Below are 18090 nucleotides of genomic sequence, written 5' to 3'. Positions count from 1 at the left end.
GTTCTCCACAAACACCCCACATGGGGCTGCTTTCCACACTAGTCCACGGGCAGTCGAGCTTTCCAGGCGACAAACATGCCTTGGCCGACCACGCCGGATCGCGCCCTCCAGCAATCACGCGGGGTCGCTGCAAGCGTTCGGGTTTTCATCGCGCAAAAAAGAAAAAGCCCCGAACACGCGCAGCACAATCACTGCGTCATTCGGAGCTTTCCAGCGGTCGCCGGGGCGTATTCAGGACGCGGGTTTTTCGCCGTACCAGCGTGGCGTATACACCCACTCACCGCCACCGGCACGCGGGAACGTGCAGGTGGTGGACGAGCCGATCAGCACCATGGTGCGCATGTCCACCTGTTCCGGGGTCAGTTGCCCCAGCGTGGTGACACGCAGGGTCTGGCCCGGGCGACCGATATCACGGCCCAGCACCACCGGTGTCCGCGGCTCGCGGTGCAGCGCGACGATTTCCAGGGCGCGCCCCAACTGCCAAGGTCGCGCGCGTGAGATCGGGTTGTAGAACGCCAGGGCCAGGTCGGCCTGGGAGGCGAGATCCAGGCGTTTTTCGATGATTGACCAGGGCTTGAGGTTGTCCGACAGCGACATCACGCAGAAGTCATGCCCCAACGGCGCACCCGCCTGGGCAGCAGTGGCCAGCGAGGCCGAGACGCCCGGCAGGATTTGCAGATCAACCTGATGCCAGGCCGGGTCGCTGGACTCGTGAAGCGCCTCGATCACCGCCGCCGCCATGGCGAACACGCCAGGGTCACCGGACGACACCACCACCACCGAACGGCCCGTGGCGGCCAGTTCGAAGGCATGGCGCGCGCGCTGCATTTCTTCGCGGTTATCGGTGCAATGCTGCACTTGATCGTCACGGAACGGCCCGGCCATGCGCACGTAGGTCTCATAACCCAGCACATCGGTGCAGCGCGCCAGTTCGGCCTTGACCGCCGGCACCATCAATTCCGCCGCGCCAGGCCCCAGGCCGATCACGGCGAGGCGGCCACGCGGGCGCCCTACCTGGGACAGGTCCAGCGGTTGCTCGGCAACGTGAATCACGATGTCGGCGTCTTGGCTGATGCGGGCAAAACGCAGCGGCACCGCCAGCGCCGATGCCGCGTCATGCAGCGACGCATCGGCCATTTGCGTATCACTGGCAAGCAGGCACGCCAGGGACTGCACAGCGATGCCCGCGTCATGCAACGCCGCCCGCACGCGCTCGGCCAAATCCGCGCCCGGCTTGCAGGTCACACTCACGTTCTTCGGGTAGATCAGCAACTCATTGGCCACCGGCACGCGCTCGGCGCTGCCCACATGAATCGCCAACCGTGCGTGCCGGTCCTGCGGCAGATTCGCTTGCTCCAACCATGGCGCCGCGCCTTCGATGCGCACGCTTTCGCCGGCCAGCAAGTCGGAAACGAAACGCTTGCCCAGCTCCAGGTCGGCCAGTTCATAGCCCGTGGGTGGGTTGAGCAGGCAGGTGCCAAAACGCAGCTCGCCGCTGGTGGTGATCGCAGCGGATACATTCAGCGCAGCGCCGATTTCCCGCGCCATCCGGTTAACGCCGCCCAGGCCACCGAGCAGCGGCACCACGGCGCTGCCGTCTTCGGCCACGGCCAGCACGGCGGGCTCTTCACCTTTTTCCAGCAGCAACGGCGCCAGGGTGCGGATCACAATGCCGGCGGCGCACAAGGCAACCAGCGGCGTGCCTTGTTGATACAACCGGCGCAGGGTAGCGCCGAATTCGTTGTAGGCCTGGTCCGCACCTTCAACTCGCCCGGCCAAACCGTAAATCACCGCACCGGGATACACCTGCTGGATTTTGCGCGCCGTCGCCAGGCTGCCCTGGCCCAGGATGACAATCGCTGCAGTCATCACCCTTGCCACCGTTCACCGGGCACGATGATCAGCGAGAAGTACGGCGACGACATCGGCTCCACCTGATCCAGCGGCACGATCTTCTGGTTGGCCATGGTGGCGCGCTCCACATACAGCGCCCGCTCGGCCAGGCCGAGTTCTTCCAGCACCTGACGCACCTTGGTGAAGTTGCGGCCCAGTTTCATGATCACTGCGGCGTCGGCATCCCCCAGGCGGCGCTTGAGGTCGTCATGGGGCAATACCCCCGACAACACCGACAGGCTCTGGTTGCGATACACCAACGGCGCGCCGAGCACCGACGCGCCGCCGAGCATCGAACACACGCCGGGGATGACCTGGGCGTCGTAACGCTCGGCCAGACGGTCATGCAGGTACATGTAGGAGCCGTAGAAGAACGGGTCGCCTTCGCAGATCACCGCCACATCGCGGCCGGCGTCCAGGTGCGCGGCCACGTTGACGCTGGCGGTGTCGTAGAAATCGCTGATCACCTGCTCGTACGACAGCGGCGCCGGCAGCGCTTCGGTGGTCACCGGGTACACCAGCGGCATCAGGGTCTGTTGCGGCACCAGGTGATCTTCGATGATGCCGAACGCATTGCCCTTCTTGCCCTTGGCCACGAAGTACGCCACCACCGGCGACTCGCGCAGCAGGCGCAGGGCCTTGAGGGTAATCAGCTCCGGGTCGCCGGGGCCCACGCCCAGGCCGATCAAACGTCCGCGTGCAGGCATTATTCGACCTCCGTGGCGAGTGCATTGACTGCCGCCGCGGCCATGGCGCTGCCGCCCAGGCGGCCTTGCATGATCACGAACGGCACGCCACGGCTATCGGCCGCCAGCATCGCCTTGGATTCGGCGGCGCCGACAAAACCCACCGGGAAGCCAAGGATCAACGCCGGTTTCGGCGCACCGGCGTCGAGCATTTCCAGCAGGTAAAACAAGGCGGTCGGCGCATTGCCGATCACCACCACACTGCCTGCCAAATGCGGGCGCCACAACTCCAGGGCGGCAGCGGAGCGGGTGTTGCCCAACTCCCGCGCCAACTCAGGCACGCTGTCGTCACGCAGGGTGCAGATCACCGGGTTATTGGCCGGCAGGCGTGCGCGGGTCACGCCCTCGGAGACCATCCGCGCATCACACAGGATCGGCGCGCCCGCCGCCAAAGCATCGCGTCCAGCCTTGCCGGCGCCTTCGGAGAACTGCAGGCCGTCGATGGCATCCACCATGCCGCATGCGTGAATCACCCGCACCGCGAGTTTTTCCAGGTCGGCCGGAATACGCTCCAACCTGGCTTCCGCGCGAATAATGGCGAAGGAGTTGCGGTAGATCTCCTGACCGTCGCGGATGTAATCAATCATTGGTGTTGCTCCGTGGACGAGCGCGCAACAGGGCGCCCGCCGCTTCAATGGAAAGGTTGCGCGCGTGCAGCCGGCCGAAACCGGGCTGGGCTGCCTCGCGAAAATAGAGGTCGTAGTGACCAGGGCTCACCGCCAACAAGGTGACCGGCGCGGTGTGCGCGGCGGCGCAGGAGCGCGGGCAGCCGGACAGGTGGACGTCGAAGCCCGTGTGCAACGCAGCCAGTTGCACCGCATCGGCCTTGGTATCGGCCAGCGCTTTGGCGCAGCCGCTCGAACCGGTGCAGGCGGTCATGCGCGCCAGGGGTTGGTCGATTGAACAGAGAAAGCCCAGTTGCGCCAAGCGTTCCGTCACGCCGTGGGGTTTTTCGACATTGGGCAGCAGCACGCCTTGCCAAGGGGTGAAGCGCAAGGTGCCGTCACCGTAATCGCTGGCAAGCTGTGCGGCGCCCTTGAGCATCATCGAATCCAGGCGGCCCAAGGGGGCGACGGCGGCGACATAGAATTGATTTTTTTGTTCCTGTGGATAAGTGCCGAGGTGAAGCAAAGCGCCGCTGGGCGGGCGTTTGAAACCTTCGATCGGCAGCAGCGGCAGGCTCAGGCGGCCCAGCATGTTATCCACAGGTAAATGCCGCATGCGGGTTTGCTCTGGGGTGGCGAGTTCAAGGAACGCGTCGAGGACAGCCACCACCAACGCGTGCCCCTGGTCCAATCGCACGGCGGCCAATGGCGCATCCAGGCCCGGACAACCCGCCAGGCCAAACGCGAGCAACGTCTGGCCATTGCGCACGAATGCCGACAGCCACAGGTCATGATGATGTTCGAGCATCGCCAGGGCCTCGCCGCCATCCAGTTGCACGGCGAACTTGGCCGACAGCGCATGAAAGCGCGGATGATTTTCCAGCGTGGCGAGGATCTGCCCGGCCAATGGACGGGTGTCGAACAGCATCTGCGGGTCGATACCGGCGCTGGGGCTGAGCATCAGGTTGCGCACGTCGTCGCCGGCGGCGTTGTTCGGGCCCAGGCCCGCAGCGAGCAACATCGCGATCAACGCGTCCTGCTCGGCGCCGATCCCACGGATCTGCAGGTTGGCGCGGTTGGTCGCCTCGATCACCCCGCCGGCATAGGCTTGGGCAGCATCGGCCACGGCGTTCGCCTGCGCGGCGGTGATCGAACCACCGGCCAGTTTGATCCGGCAAATGCCGCCGTCCAACGCCTGGACGATACGCAGCAACCCCGGACAAGCCGAGGGGCGCAAGGTATTCAGAGCGGGCGTTGGGTTCACGGGGCTACCGGTTGACGGGTAAAGGCGCGGTATTATGCCTGCTTTGTCCGGCGGCATGAAAAGCCTGCCCGTCGGATGTCGCTCAAGGAATTGCTATGTCGCCCTGGCTGACGGTTGTAGGCATCGGTGAAGACGGCTTCAAGGGGCTGGGCAGGAATGCCCGGCACGCCCTGTTGCGCGCCACGCGGATTATAGGTGCTCAGCGCCAGTTGGACCTGTTGCCGGTGTGTATTCGTGGCGAGCGCCAGCTGTGGCCGAGCCCGTTTTCCCTGGAACCGGTGCTGGCAAAGCGTGGCGAACCGGTGTGTGTGCTGGCCAGTGGCGACCCGATGTTCTATGGCGTGGGCGCCAGCTTGGCGCGGCAGATCGCGGCTGAAGAGTTGCTGATCTTGCCGGCGCCGTCATCGGTGTCCCTGGCCGCCGCGCGTTTGGGCTGGCCGTTACAGGACGTGGTGACATTATCCGTGGTGGCGCGGCCCTTCGCGGCAATCAATGCGCACCTGGCCAGCGGTGTGCGCTTGTTAGTGCTGAGCAATGACGGTGGCAGCCCCGCGTTGATTGCCGCGTTATTGACGGAGGCCGGGTTTGGACCCAGCCAGTTAACGGTGTTTGAACACTTGGGCGGCGCGAACGAGCGGCGCCTCGACGGCCTGGCCGCCGACTGGCAACACTTGAGCACGGCCGATCTGAACCTGGTTGCCATCGACTGCCTGGCCTCCAGCGACACCCCACGCCTGTCGCGTCTGGCCGGCCTGCCGGACTCCGCCTTCCGGCACGACGGCCAACTGACCAAACGCGATGTGCGCGCCATGACCCTCGCCCGCCTCGCGCCGATGCCGGGCGAACTACTGTGGGACGTGGGCGCGGGCAGCGGCTCCATCGGTATCGAGTGGATGCGCACGCATCCCAGTTGCCGAGCGCTGGCGATTGAAGCCGACGAAGGCCGCCAAGGCCTGATCGAACACAACCGCGACGCCCTCGGCGTGCCCGGCCTGCATCTGGTTCGCGGCACAGCCCCGGACGCGTTGCACGGGCTGCCGACACCCGACGCCATCTTCATCGGCGGCGGCGTCACCCGCGACGGCGTGCTCGACGCCTGCTGGCAACAATTGCGGCCCGGTGGACGGTTGGTCGCCAATGCCGTGACCCTGCAAAGCGAAATGACCTTGATGAACTGGCGCGCTCAACATGGCGGCGAACTGACCCGCATCCACGTGGCCCAGGCGCAGCCGTTGGGGGAGTTTGATACGTGGCGCCAGGCGTTGCCGATTACGTTGTTGGACGTGGTCAAGCCGCTATGAAACGGATTCTGTTGCTGGGGGGCGTGACTGAAGCGTTGGCCATCGCCCGCACATTAGGCCCGCAACATATCTACAGCCTGGCCGGGGTCGGCCGTGTGCCGACTGACCTCACCTGCCAGGTGCGTGTCGGTGGTTATGGCGGTGCCGAGGGGTTGGCGCAGTTCGTTGGCGATGAAGGTATCAGCTTGATTCTCGACGCGACCCATCCGTATGCCGCGCAGATCAGCCGCAATGCCGCCGAGGCTGCACAGTTGAGCGGTGTGCCGTGCTGGGCATTGCGTCGCCCGGCGTGGCAACCGCAGGCCGGTGACGATTGGCGGGAGGTCGCTGACTGGGCTGAGCTGAACGAAGCACTGAAACCCTTCAAGCGGCCACTGTTCACCTTGGGCCGCGAACCGTTGCAGCATCTCCATGAAGTCCCCGTCGAGCAGTTCTGGACATTGCGGGCGCTGGACGTGTATCCGGGCAATGAACGGTGTGAAGTGATAGGGGCGCGTGGGCCGTTTCTGATTGAGGACGAACGGGCGTTGTTTGAACGACGAAAGATTGATGTGTTGATCAGCAAAAACAGCGGCAGCACGGCCACCGAACCCAAGCTGGAAGTGGCACGGGAGCGTGGTGTGCCGGTGTTGGTGTTGAAGCGGCCGGTGTTGGCGCGCGTAGACCGGGAGTTCCCAACGGTCGCGTCGGCATTACAGGCAATCACCCTTCTTTAAACACCACCGATCCAATGTGGGAGGGGCTTGCCCCCTCCCACATTTAAAACTGCGTCATCCAGCTACTGCTGCCGTCTGCACGCGATCCGCCAGCAACTGCGCCAGCTCGATCAACTGCGCAACGCCGAGCAACTCCTCTCGTTTCGGGCCCTCCAAATCAAACGCCAGGTCACAGCTAAGCGCGTTGGCCGATGCCAGTGTTTCGCTAAGGTTGACCAGCAGGTCTTCGGCGCTGATGCCGTCGGCAATGGTGAACAGGCGGATGGGCGGATTGGGGGTGTGTTTAATCATTGTGAAGTTCCATTGGTAAGTGGAGCTGCCACTGATCGCCGCGACGCGATAGGGGGTGGCAGCTGTACGCAGGTTCGCGGACCGGTTACCAATGAACCCGGCATACCCGAAGGTATCCCGCGCACAGCCACCATAACGCCGCACAGTAGACGATAAAAAAGCGCCAACTGAAAGCGGACAATGGCGCATAGGCGCATTGGTAAACCGGGCCGCGACGCCCGACCGCTGCGCTTGCAGCGGTGTACGGAGACTAGAGATCGAGTGTCCTAGGGACAACCTCAAAACCTTGTCGGAAATTTCTGTTTATACGAATAACCAGCCGAACGGCCGGCTCTCAGGCTTGACCGTAGAAAGCCGAATCCCCCTACAAACACTTCCGAACAAGCTGGCTGGCTCAGCCAAAAGCTCCCGCCCTAACCTCCCCTCTCGCGGTTTTGCTCCGGCGCCCGCGATGGGGATGCACTGCTTTTGCAGCGCGTCACAACTTGCCAATATGTATCCCAAGGAATACGATCCTAGATGATTCACTTCAAGAGATCTGATGAGTTTCAGGAATGGCTTTATTCGCTACGCAGTAAACCCGCCCATGGACGCGTACTGACAAGATTGGATAACGCAAGAATGGGCAATTTTGGAGACTGCGTAAACGTCGGAAATGGCGTATCCGAAATGCGCATCCACTACGGCCCTGGATACCGGGTGTACTTCAAGCGTATAGGTGAGGTGGTTTACCTACTGTTGATAGGTGGCGATAAATCAACGCAAAAACGCGACATCGAGCGCGCTAAAGAAATTGCCGATGAATTTGAGAAAAAGGAGTGACCCATGACTCAATTTAAAGATTTCGATATAGCCGAGCATCTGACGACCCCTGAGGACATGGCGGAGTATCTCGAAGCTTCTTTCGAGGAGGACGCCGGTGACGGATTGCTGATTCGCTCAGCGCTCAACAATATCGCCCGCGCCCAAGGCATGACCCAAATAGCCCGCGACGCCGGCCTCGGACGAGAAAGTCTGTACAAAGCCCTCTCCAGCACTGGCAATCCCGAATTCGCGACTATCATGAAAGTTATGAAAGCTCTGGGCCTCAAGCTTCACGCCAAGGCGGTCTGAGCCACTGCGACACCAAACCACACCGCCCCTTTTTACTTATCCCCTGCGATCAGGCTAAATACCCGCCTGCTCCTTTAACCCTACGGATTGTCCGCCATGGCCCGTCAACGCTTTGCAATTGCCTGGATCGCCTGCCTTGCAGTGCTGTTCAACGCCTTTGCCATGCCGCTGGCCAGTGCGATGCAGCAGACGGACGATCCGCTCAAGCAGCTGATGTGGGGCGGGTTCTGCTCTTCCAATGGCGCAAGCCTGAAGACGATTGCCCTGGGCAAACTGGAAATTCCGGCGCCGCAACAGGACGATCATTCCACCATGCAGCATTGCTGGTGTTGCTCCGGCGGGGCGCCGTTGGTGGCGTTGCCGGGGCATGTGCCGCAGTTGTATGTCACGCGGTTCGAGGCGGTCCAGAGCCTGCCGCCACCGTCAACGGCGCCGCCAACCCCGCGCCAGCAATGGCCGAGCCTCAACCCACGCGCCTCTCCAACGGTCTGATCTTCTTCGCAAGTGAACTGCGTTTAGAACCGTTCTGGAGAACTGCCATGCTTAAATCTTCCCTGCTTCTGGCCGCATTGCTGCTGCCGGTGTTCAGTGCCGCCAATGCCGAAGACTACAAGACCGGCGACCTGCTGATCAGCGATCCCTGGTCCCAGGCGTTGCCGCCCAATGCGCCCACCGTCGCGGCGTACTTTGTGATTCATAACACCGGCGCCACCCCGGATCGCCTGCTCGGCGCCGACACCTCCTTGGCGGAAAAAGCAGAGCTGCATGAGCATGTGATGCAGGGTGACCTGATGAAAATGCAACAGGTGCCGAATGTCGCCGTACCGGCCAAAGGCGAGTTGACCTTCGCGCCCATGGCCTACCACGTGATGTTGCTGGGCATCAAAGACCGCAGCCTGTTGGCCGACGGCAAACAATTCCCACTGACCCTGACCTTCGAAAAAGCCGGCAAGGTCGAGGTGCAAGTGTCGGTACAAAAGATGCCGCCGATGGCCACTCACGAGCATAAGCACGCTCAATAGGCCAACACCCAATGGGCGCCCCTCGCGCCAGGCTCTCTCCACACCACCGCGTGAAGCGCGGCAGTTGGATCAGCCTGTTCGCCATGCTGATGATCTTTATCGGTCCGCTGATTTCCCAAGCGATGCCGATGGACCATCACGCCGGTATGTCGATGCCGATGAGCATGTCCATGGACATGCCGGGCGAACATGGCGAATCCCATCACCCTAAAGCCCCGGCCGAACATCACGCCCTGTGGGCCAAGTGCGGTTATTGCGACCTGCTGTTCAGTTGCCCCGCCCTGCCCGGCAGCGTGTCATTCGTGGCCCTCGGCACCCCGCCGCCGGCCAATGCCCTCACCCCCGCCACGCGCCTGGGCCATGCCCGGCGGAGCATCTTCCCCGGCGCCCGCAGCCGCGCGCCGCCCATCGCCGCGTAAGCACCTGACACCGTTACTTCACCCCGGCCGACTTTAGACAGACAGCCATAGGCTGCTGGCCGTGTTGTTTACGATTTGATTGATGGAATTTGTCATGTCCAGGTTTTCTGCCGACACCCGATTGGGATGTACCCCCGTGCTCGCCGTTTTATGCGGCGCGTTGCTGACGCCCCAGGTCCATGCCGACGAGCATGAGCACGAACTGAGCCCCACCGTGATCACCGCGATCGCTCCCAGCTCGCCGCTGACCGTGATCACAAACCCCAAGGACCCGCGCCAACCGGTGCCCGCCAGCGATGGCGGCGACTACCTCAAGACCATCCCCGGCTTCGCCCTGGTGCGCAACGGCGGTACCAATGGCGACCCGGTGCTGCGCGGCATGTTCGGCTCGCGCCTGAATATCCTCACCAACGGCAGCATGATGCTCGGCGCCTGCCCCGGCCGCATGGATGCGCCCACCTCGTACATTTCCCCGGAAACCTACGACACCCTCACGGTGATCAAGGGCCCGCAAACCGTACTCTGGGGCCCCGGCGCCTCGGCCGGCACGATCCTGTTCGAGCGTGAGCCGGAACACTTCGGTGAGCTGGGGACACGGCTCAATGCGAGTGTGCTGGCCGCCTCCAACGGACGTTTCGACAAGGTCATCGACGCCGCCGCCGGCGGGCCGCTGGGCTATGTGCGGGTGATCGGCAACCAGGCCCACGCCGACGATTACAAGGACGGCAACAATGACACCGTCGCCTCGCGCTACGACAAGTGGAACGGCGACGTGGCGGTGGGGTTCACCCCGGACGCCGACACCCTGCTGGAACTCACCGCCGGCCGTGGCGACGGCGAAGCGCGCTACGCCGGGCGCGGTATGGACGGCTCGCAGTTCCTGCGCGAAAGCCTCGGCCTGCGCTTCGAAAAATCCAATATCGGCGAGGTGCTGGACAAGGTAGAAGCCCAGATCTACTACAACTACGCCGACCATGTGATGGACAACTACAGCCTGCGCACGCCCTCGGGCACCGGGATGATGGCGGGGCCGATGGCCTCCAACGTCGACCGCCGCACCCTCGGTGCGCGGGTCAAGGCCACCTGGCGCTGGGCCGACCTGCAATTGATCGGCGGCCTGGATGCACAGACCAACGAACACCGCGCACGCAGCAGCATGGGCATCGACACCTACAAGGACCTGCCGCGCACCAAGGACGCCAACTTCCACAACTATGGCGTGTTCGGCGAACTGACCTGGTACGCCGCCGACCGCGACCGCCTGATCAGCGGCGCGCGCCTGGACCGCGCCTCGGCCAAGGATTTTCGTCAACGCACGGGCTCGGGAATGATGTCACGCCCTAATCCGACCGCCGACGACACCCGCGCCGACACCCTGCCCTCGGGTTTTGTGCGCTACGAACACGACCTGGCCGACAGCCCCACCACCCTCTACGCCGGCCTGGGCCACGCCGAACGTTTCCCGGATTATTGGGAGCTGTTCTCCCCCAACACTGGCGCCGCCGGCTCAGTGAATGCCTTCGACGGCGTGAAGCCGGAGAAGACCACCCAACTGGACTTCGGCGCGCAGTACAAAACCGACAACCTCGAAGCCTGGGCCTCGGGCTATGTCGGCCAGGTGCGCGATTTCATCCTGTTCGACTACCGACCGGGAATGATGGGCACCACCTCCCAGGCGCGCAATGTCGACGCGCGCATCATGGGCGGCGAACTCGGTGCAGCGTACACGCTGACCCGCCACTGGAAAGCCGACGCCACCCTCGCCTACGCCTGGGGCAAGAACAGCAGCGACGGCAAGCCCCTGCCGCAAATGCCGCCGTTGGATGCACGCCTGGGCCTCACCTACAGCGAAGACGACTGGAGCGCCGGTGCCCTGTGGCGCGTGGTGGCCGCGCAAAACCGTATCGACCCGAACAAGGGCAACGTGGTCGGCAAGGACTACGACAAGAGCGGCGGTTTTGGCGTGTTCTCGCTGAACGCGGCGTACCGCATCAATAAAAACTTCAAGGTCAGCACCGGCGTCGACAACCTGTTCGGCAAAGCCTACGCCGAGCACCTGAACCTGGCGGGCAATGCAGGGTTCGGCTACCCGGCCAACGACCCGCAGGCCATCAAGGAGCCGGGGCGGACCCTTTGGACCAAGGTGGACATGAGCTTCTAAAAGCATCGGGAGCAAGTCGAATCGTCGCACCGCCCCTCCCACATTTTGATATGTGAACGCATTCAAATGTGGGAAGAGGCTTGCTCCCGATGGCGGCCTGAGTCACTACAAAAATTTAAGCTTTGCGGAGCATCCTTGATGAACAAGCAAAAAATCTCCTTCTACAACCTGGCCTGGCGCTGGCACTTCTACGCCGGCCTCTTCGTCGCCCCCTTCATGGTGCTGCTGGCAATCACCGGCATCATCTACCTGTTCAAACCGCAGCTCGACCCACTGATGTACGGCCACCTGCTGACCGTCCCCGCCGCCGAACACGCACTGAGCGCCGACGAACAACTGCAACGCGCCAAGGCGACCTACCCCCAAGGCGCAATCAGCAAATACCTGCCACCCGCCGACGCCACCAGCAGCGCGCAATTTGTGATGCACAACGGCGGCCGCGAAATCACGGTGTTCGTCGATCCCTACCGCGGCACCGTGCTCGGCGAGCAGGACGCGAAATACAACCTGCAAGCCATCGCCCGCGCACTGCACGGTGAGCTGATGATTGGCACCGTCGGCGACCGACTGGTGGAACTCGCCGCCGGTTGGGGCGTGATGCTCGTCGTGTCGGGCCTGTACCTGTGGTGGCCGCGCGGCAAGTCTTCGGGGGGGGTGTTGTGGCCACGTTTTAACAGCCGTGGCCGGCTGTTCTGGCGCGATATGCATGCCGTCGCCGGCTTCTGGGGCGCGGCGTTCTTGCTGGTGATGCTGCTCAGCGGCATGACCTGGACCGGCTTCTGGGGCAAGCAATACGCCGACCTGTGGAACCGCTTTCCGGCCGCCATGTGGAACGACGTGCCACAGTCCGATCAGCAGGCCCGCGTCCTCAACACCGCAACGCAACAGACCGTGCCCTGGGCCATGGAAAACACGCCGATGCCGATGTCCGGCGACCATGCCGAACACATGAACCACGGCGCGATGCACTCGGCCCCCGCCGCGCCCACCCTACGCCTGCAACAGGTGGTGGACCTGGCCACCGCCCGCAAGGTCGAGCCCGGCTACAGCATCACCTTCCCCACCACCGCCGACGGCGTATTCACCATTGCCGTGTTCGCCGACGACCCGCGCTTTGATGCCACCCTGCACGTGGACCAGTACACCGGCAAGGTCCTGGCCGACGTGCGCTGGGAACACTACAACCTCGTCGCCCGCGCCACCGAGACCGGCGTGATGCTGCACGAAGGCAAGATGTTCGGCTGGGTCAACCAACTGATCGTGCTGGTGGTCTGCCTGATGATCCTGCTCAGCGCGGTCAGTGGCGTGGTGATCTGGTGGAAGCGCCGGCCCCAGGGTGGCCTGGGCGTTCCGCCGTTGCGTCATGACGTGCCGAAGTGGAAAACCGCGATGGTCATCATGCTGGGCTTGGCGATTATGTTCCCTCTGGTCGGCGCTTCATTGATCCTGATTTGGGTTCTGGACCGCCTGGTATTGGCGCGGTTGTTCAGCCAAAGGGATAGCACACCTGCTTAGCGTTCATCAGCGCCGCACCCTCCACGCACCGTGACGGTGCCGCCCACGCACCGCCGTGCATTTGTGGCGCCATTTCGGTGCTTGCTCGCATATCACCAGGCGCTCAAAGCGGCGCCGCACACGCCTGCCACGGAGCAGGCACAACCCTTGCAAACGCCCTGATCAACCTCGCGCTACTCAACAACAACACCGGGTTCACGGAGAACACACCAATGAAGCGTCGCAGCTTGATCAAGGCTTTCACCCTGTCGGCATCCATCGTCGCCATGGGCCTGACCTGGACCGTACAGGCCGCCGAGACCATCAAGGTCGGCATCCTGCACTCGTTGTCCGGCACCATGGCCATCTCCGAAACGTCCCTCAAGGACATGGCGTTGATGACCATCGACGAGATCAACGCCAAGGGCGGGGTGAATGGCAAGATGCTTGAACCGGTGGTGGTCGACCCGGCGTCCAACTGGCCGCTGTTCGCCGAAAAAGGCCGGCAGTTGCTGACCCAGGACAAGGTCGCCGTGGTGTTCGGCTGCTGGACCTCGGTGTCGCGCAAATCCGTGTTGCCGGTGTTCGAAGAACTCAACGGCCTGTTGTTCTACCCGGTGCAATACGAAGGCGAAGAGATGTCGCCGAACGTGTTCTACACCGGTGCGGCGCCGAACCAGCAGGCGATCCCGGCGGTGGAGTACCTGATGAGCGAAGAAGGCGGCGGCGCCAAGCGCTTCTTCCTGCTGGGCACTGACTATGTGTACCCACGCACCACCAACAAGATCCTGCGTTCGTTCCTGCATTCCAAAGGCGTGGCGGACAAAGACATCGAAGAGGTCTACACCCCGTTCGGCCATGCGGACTACCAGACCATCGTCGCCAACATCAAGAAGTTCTCCGCCGGCGGCAAGACCGCGGTGATCTCCACCGTGAACGGCGACTCCAACGTGCCGTTCTACAAAGAGCTGGCCAACCAGGGCTTGAAGGCCACCGACGTACCGGTAGTGGCGTTCTCCGTGGGCGAAGAAGAACTGCGCGGCATCGACACCAAACCGCTGGTGGGCAACCTCGCCGCGTGGAACTACTTCCAGTCGGTGGAGAACCCAGTGAACAAGAAATTCGTCGCCGACTGGAAAGCCTACGCCAAGCAACACAACCTGCCGGGCGCCGACAAAGCGGTGACCAACGACCCGATGGAAGCCACCTACGTGGGCATCCATATGTGGGCGCAGGCGGCGGAAAAAGCCAAGTCCACCGACGTCGACAAAGTGCGTGAAGCGCTGGCCGGCCAGACCTTCGCCGCGCCGTCGGGGTTCACCCTGACCATGGACAAGACCAATCACCACCTGCACAAGCCGGTGATGATCGGTGAAATCCAGGCCGACGGGCAGTTCTCGGTGGTGTGGCAGACCCAGGAGCCGATCCGCGCGCAGCCGTGGAGCCCGTACATTCCGGGTAATGACAAAAAGCCGGACTACGCGGTGAAGAGCAACTAAGTCTCACGACAGATCAAAAATGTGCGAGGGGGATTGCCCCCGATAGCTGAGTGTCAGGCACTGCATGTGCTGACTGATGCACCGCCATCGGGGGCAAGTCGAATCGTCGCACCGCCCCTCCCACACTGTCCCCCGCAAGATCAGGACAACCTGTTATGCCCACTGCCCTGCACCGTTTCATCCTCACGGCCCTGCTATTGCTGCCTTTGGCGGTACATGCCGGCGACGCCGAAGACTTCCTGGCCGCCAACCCGACGCAACAAGCCAAGCTGCTCCAGGACTGGGCCGCCCAGCCCGACCCGGCGCGCATCGAGTTGGTGGACGCCCTGCAACAAGGTCAGCTCACGCTCAACGGTGAAACCAAGACCGTACGCCTGAACAACCGCCTGCGTGGCTTGATCGACAACGTACAAGCCAGCCAGCAATTGCTCGCCGCTGACCCCAAGGTGCGCCTGGCGGCTGCGCAAACCCTGCAAAAGAGCGCGCAACCGGCGCAACTTAAATTCCTCGACCAGCAAGTCGCCGCTGAAACCGATGAAGGCGTGCACACGGCCCTGAGCCTGGCCCTGGCCAACCTGCAACTGGTCGATCCCGACCCCGTGGTGCGCCTGGCCGCTGTACGCTTGCTCGGCAGCACCGGCGACCCGCTGGCGCGCACGCGCCTGGAAGCCCTGCTCGCCCCCGGTGTCGAAACCGATGCCGGCGTGCACACCGCCGCCGAGACCAGCCTGGCCCAGGTCAAACGCAAACTGATGCTGGGCGAGATCCTCGGCCAGGCCTTCAGCGGCATGTCGCTGGGTTCGATCCTGTTGCTCGCGGCGCTGGGGCTGGCGATCACCTTCGGCCTGCTCGGCGTGATCAATATGGCCCACGGCGAGATGCTGATGCTCGGCGCCTACTCGACCTATGTGGTGCAGTTGCTGATGCAGCGCTACGTACCCGCGGCCATCGAGTTCTACCCGCTGATTGCGCTGCCGGTGGCGTTTTTTGTCACCGCCGCCATCGGCATGGCGCTGGAGCGCACGGTGATTCGTCACCTGTACGGCCGCCCCCTGGAAACCCTGCTGGCTACCTGGGGCATCAGCCTGATGCTGATCCAACTGGTGCGCCTGGTGTTCGGCGCACAGAACGTTGAAGTGGCCAACCCGCAATGGCTGTCCGGCGGCATCCAGGTGCTGCCCAACCTGGTGCTGCCGTACAACCGCATCGTGATCATCGCCTTCGCGCTGTTCGTGGTGGTGCTGACCTGGCTGCTGCTGAACAAGACGCGCCTGGGCCTCAACGTGCGCGCGGTCACGCAGAACCGCAACATGGCGGCCTGCTGCGGCGTGCCTACCGGGCGCGTGGACATGCTCGCCTTTGGCCTCGGCTCCGGCATCGCAGGCCTGGGCGGCGTGGCGCTGAGCCAGATCGGCAACGTCGGCCCGGACCTGGGCCAGAGCTACATCATCGACTCGTTCCTGGTGGTGGTGCTCGGCGGTGTCGGCCAGTTGGCCGGCAGCGTCACGGCGGCCTTCGGTCTGGGCATCGCCAACAAGATTCTTGAGCCGCAGATCGGTGCCGTGCTCGGCAAGATCCTGATCCTCGCGCTGATCATTCTGTTTATCCAGAAACGCCCGCAGGGACTCTTCGCACTGAAAGGACGGGTGATCGACTGATGAACCAGCCATTGATGCTTACGGCCGCTCGAAAGGCCGGCCCCAAGGCGACGATTGCCGTCGGCACGGTCATCCTGGCCCTGCTGCTGGCCTTGCCGTTGTGCTCGCTGCTGTCGCCGGAAAACCCGCTGCACGTATCAGCGTACACCCTGACATTGGTGGGCAAGATCCTCTGCTACGCCATCGTCGCGCTGGCCCTGGACCTGGTGTGGGGCTACGCCGGGATGCTGTCGCTCGGCCACGGTTTGTTTTTTGCCCTCGGCGGTTATGCGATGGGCATGTACCTGATGCGCCAGGCCGCCGGCAGTGAGCTGCCGGCGTTCATGACGTTTCTGTCGTGGACCGAACTGCCCTGGTATTGGGCCGGCACCGATCACTTCCTCTGGGCCTTGTGCCTGGTGGTCTTGGCGCCGGGGTTGCTGGCGTTGGTGTTCGGGTTCTTCGCCTTCCGCTCGCGGATCAAGGGCGTGTATTTCTCGATCATGACCCAGGCCCTGACCTTCGCCGGGATGCTGTTGTTCTTTCGCAACGAAACCGGCTTTGGCGGTAATAACGGCTTCACCAACTTTCGCAGCATCCTGGGCTTCGGCATCACCGAACCGGGCACCCGCGCGGTGCTGTTTACCGCCACGGTACTGCTGTTGGTGGCCAGCCTGTATATCGGCTGGCGCCTGGCGCAAAGCAAGTTCGGCCGCGTGCTGACCGCGCTGCGCGATGCCGAGAACCGCCTGATGTTCTGCGGCTACGACCCGCGTGGTTTCAAGCTGTTCGTGTGGGTGTTGAGCGCCGTGCTGTGCGGTTTGGCCGGGGCGTTGTATGTGCCGCAGGTGGGCATCATCAACCCCAGCGAGATGTCGCCGACCAACTCCATCGAAGCCGCCGTGTGGGTGGCCTTGGGCGGGCGCGGCACGCTGATCGGCCCGTTGCTCGGCGCCGGAGTGGTCAATGGCATGAAGAGCTGGTTCACCGTGGCCTTCCCGGAGTACTGGCTGTTCTTCCTCGGGGCGCTGTTCATCATCGTCACCCTGTACCTGCCCAAGGGCGTTATCGGCCTGCTGAAGAAATGAGGAACGTCATGCTTGAACCTATCTTCGATGCAGGCAGCGGCCGCGATGCGATCGGCATCGGCCAGGCCGCGGGCAAGGGCCTCAACACGCGTCACGGCACGATCCTGACCCTGGAAGACATCAGCGTCAGCTTCGACGGTTTCAAGGCGCTCAACGACCTCAACCTGTATATCGGCGTGGGTGAGTTGCGCTGCATCATCGGCCCCAACGGCGCGGGCAAGACCACGCTGATGGACGTGATCACCGGCAAGACCCGGCCCAGCCACGGCAATGCCTGGTTTGGCGAAACCCTGGACTTGACCGGCATGAGCGAAGTGCAGATCGCCCAGGCCGGCATCGGCCGCAAGTTCCAGAAACCCACGGTGTTCGAAGCCCTCAGCGTGTTCGAAAACCTGGAGCTGGCGCAGAAGACCGACAAGTCGGTATGGGCCAGCCTGCGTGCACGCCTGAGCGGCGAACAGAAAGACCGTATCGATGAAGTGCTCGACACCATCCGTCTTACCGCGTCGGTGCATCGCCCGGCCGGCCTGCTGTCCCACGGCCAGAAGCAGTTCCTGGAAATCGGCATGCTGCTGATGCAGGACCCGCAACTGTTGCTGCTGGACGAACCGGTGGCGGGCATGACCGACGCCGAAACCGAATTCACCGCCGAACTGTTCAAGCGCCTGGCGGGCAAGCATTCGTTGATGGTGGTGGAACACGACATGGGCTTTGTCGGCTCGATTGCCGACCATGTGACGGTGTTGCATCAGGGCAGCGTGCTGGCTGAAGGCTCGCTTGCGCAGGTGCAGGAAAACGAGCGCGTGATCGAGGTGTACCTCGGCCGCTGAATAAGCTTTAT

18 protein-coding genes are annotated in these 18090 nt (G+C 63.3%); 13 read left to right on the top strand and 5 right to left on the bottom strand.

Features of this window, described 5'->3' with window-relative positions:
* Positions 1-231 precede the first annotated feature (231 nt).
* From cobJ to cobG, 4 genes are read right to left on the bottom strand one after another with little or no spacing between them, the layout of a single operon-like run.
* Complete coding sequence (gene cobJ / locus PSH66_RS03175; RefSeq protein ID WP_305428344.1) at positions 232-1869, bottom strand: precorrin-3B C(17)-methyltransferase; 1638 nt, start codon at positions 1867-1869, stop codon at positions 232-234.
* Positions 1869-2600, bottom strand: coding sequence for a precorrin-2 C(20)-methyltransferase (locus PSH66_RS03170; RefSeq protein WP_305428343.1), 732 nt, complete (start codon positions 2598-2600; stop codon positions 1869-1871). Before PSH66_RS03170 ends, cobJ begins: the two co-directional genes overlap by 1 nt.
* Complete coding sequence (locus PSH66_RS03165; RefSeq protein WP_078731372.1) at positions 2600-3226, bottom strand: precorrin-8X methylmutase; 627 nt, start codon at positions 3224-3226, stop codon at positions 2600-2602. The genes PSH66_RS03170 and PSH66_RS03165 overlap by 1 nt, the downstream gene beginning before the upstream one ends.
* The gene (cobG, locus tag PSH66_RS03160) at positions 3219-4565 is read right to left on the bottom strand and encodes a precorrin-3B synthase (RefSeq protein WP_003171461.1); all 1347 of its coding nucleotides are present in this window, start codon (positions 4563-4565) and stop codon (positions 3219-3221) included. Before cobG ends, PSH66_RS03165 begins: the two co-directional genes overlap by 8 nt.
* Positions 4566-4603: 38 nt before the next feature.
* Between cobG and cbiE the strand changes: the two genes are divergently transcribed.
* Both cbiE and PSH66_RS03150 read left to right on the top strand, forming a co-directional pair.
* A complete protein-coding gene (gene cbiE, locus PSH66_RS03155) occupies positions 4604-5809 on the top strand; it encodes a precorrin-6y C5,15-methyltransferase (decarboxylating) subunit CbiE (RefSeq protein ID WP_305428342.1) in 1206 nt (401 codons plus the stop codon).
* On the top strand, positions 5806-6525 hold the full coding sequence (locus PSH66_RS03150; RefSeq protein ID WP_305428341.1) for a cobalt-precorrin-6A reductase: 720 nt from the start codon (positions 5806-5808) through the stop codon (positions 6523-6525). Before cbiE ends, PSH66_RS03150 begins: the two co-directional genes overlap by 4 nt.
* A gap of 54 nt (positions 6526-6579) precedes the next feature.
* Here PSH66_RS03150 and PSH66_RS03145 read toward each other — a convergent pair whose 3' ends face one another.
* Positions 6580-6816 (bottom strand): DUF6124 family protein, encoded by a 237-nt coding sequence (locus PSH66_RS03145; RefSeq protein ID WP_305428340.1) that lies wholly within the window; start codon positions 6814-6816, stop codon positions 6580-6582.
* Positions 6817-7335: 519 nt separating this feature from the next.
* Here PSH66_RS03145 and PSH66_RS03140 point away from each other — a divergent pair.
* The 11 genes from PSH66_RS03140 (at position 7336) to urtD (ending at position 18079) form a co-directional block, all read left to right on the top strand.
* A complete protein-coding gene (locus tag PSH66_RS03140) occupies positions 7336-7638 on the top strand; it encodes a type II toxin-antitoxin system RelE/ParE family toxin (RefSeq protein ID WP_003171457.1) in 303 nt (100 codons plus the stop codon).
* 3 nt (positions 7639-7641) lie between these two features.
* The gene (locus tag PSH66_RS03135; protein ID WP_078823097.1) at positions 7642-7929 is read left to right on the top strand and encodes an addiction module antidote protein; all 288 of its coding nucleotides are present in this window, start codon (positions 7642-7644) and stop codon (positions 7927-7929) included.
* A 96-nt stretch (positions 7930-8025) separates the two neighbouring features.
* A complete protein-coding gene (locus PSH66_RS03130; RefSeq protein WP_305428339.1) occupies positions 8026-8421 on the top strand; it encodes a DUF2946 domain-containing protein in 396 nt (131 codons plus the stop codon).
* A gap of 47 nt (positions 8422-8468) precedes the next feature.
* Entirely contained in the window at positions 8469-8951 is a 483-nt protein-coding gene (locus PSH66_RS03125) for a copper chaperone PCu(A)C (RefSeq protein ID WP_305428338.1), read from the top strand.
* Between the two features lie 11 nt (positions 8952-8962).
* Positions 8963-9370, top strand: a complete 408-nt coding sequence (locus PSH66_RS03120; protein ID WP_305428337.1) for a DUF2946 domain-containing protein — start codon at positions 8963-8965, stop codon at positions 9368-9370.
* 94 nt (positions 9371-9464) lie between these two features.
* Entirely contained in the window at positions 9465-11531 is a 2067-nt protein-coding gene (locus tag PSH66_RS03115; RefSeq protein ID WP_305428336.1) for a TonB-dependent copper receptor, read from the top strand.
* A gap of 138 nt (positions 11532-11669) precedes the next feature.
* On the top strand, positions 11670-13046 hold the full coding sequence (locus PSH66_RS03110; RefSeq protein WP_003171446.1) for a PepSY domain-containing protein: 1377 nt from the start codon (positions 11670-11672) through the stop codon (positions 13044-13046).
* A gap of 212 nt (positions 13047-13258) precedes the next feature.
* Positions 13259-14524, top strand: a complete 1266-nt coding sequence (urtA, locus tag PSH66_RS03105; protein WP_003171445.1) for an urea ABC transporter substrate-binding protein — start codon at positions 13259-13261, stop codon at positions 14522-14524.
* Positions 14525-14679: 155 nt separating this feature from the next.
* Entirely contained in the window at positions 14680-16182 is a 1503-nt protein-coding gene (gene urtB / locus PSH66_RS03100; RefSeq protein WP_003171444.1) for an urea ABC transporter permease subunit UrtB, read from the top strand.
* The gene (gene urtC / locus PSH66_RS03095) at positions 16182-17249 is read left to right on the top strand and encodes an urea ABC transporter permease subunit UrtC (protein ID WP_305428335.1); all 1068 of its coding nucleotides are present in this window, start codon (positions 16182-16184) and stop codon (positions 17247-17249) included. Before urtB ends, urtC begins: the two co-directional genes overlap by 1 nt.
* A complete protein-coding gene (gene urtD / locus PSH66_RS03090) occupies positions 17246-18079 on the top strand; it encodes an urea ABC transporter ATP-binding protein UrtD (protein ID WP_176156592.1) in 834 nt (277 codons plus the stop codon). Before urtC ends, urtD begins: the two co-directional genes overlap by 4 nt.
* The last annotated feature ends 11 nt before the right edge of the window (positions 18080-18090 follow it).

Origin of the sequence: Pseudomonas sp. FP597, assembly GCF_030687435.1 — a bacterium.
In the GTDB taxonomy this organism is placed as follows: domain Bacteria; phylum Pseudomonadota; class Gammaproteobacteria; order Pseudomonadales; family Pseudomonadaceae; genus Aquipseudomonas; species Aquipseudomonas lactucae.
Note: the sequence above shows the minus strand (reverse complement) of the source record. Positions and strands in the feature narration are given on the sequence as shown.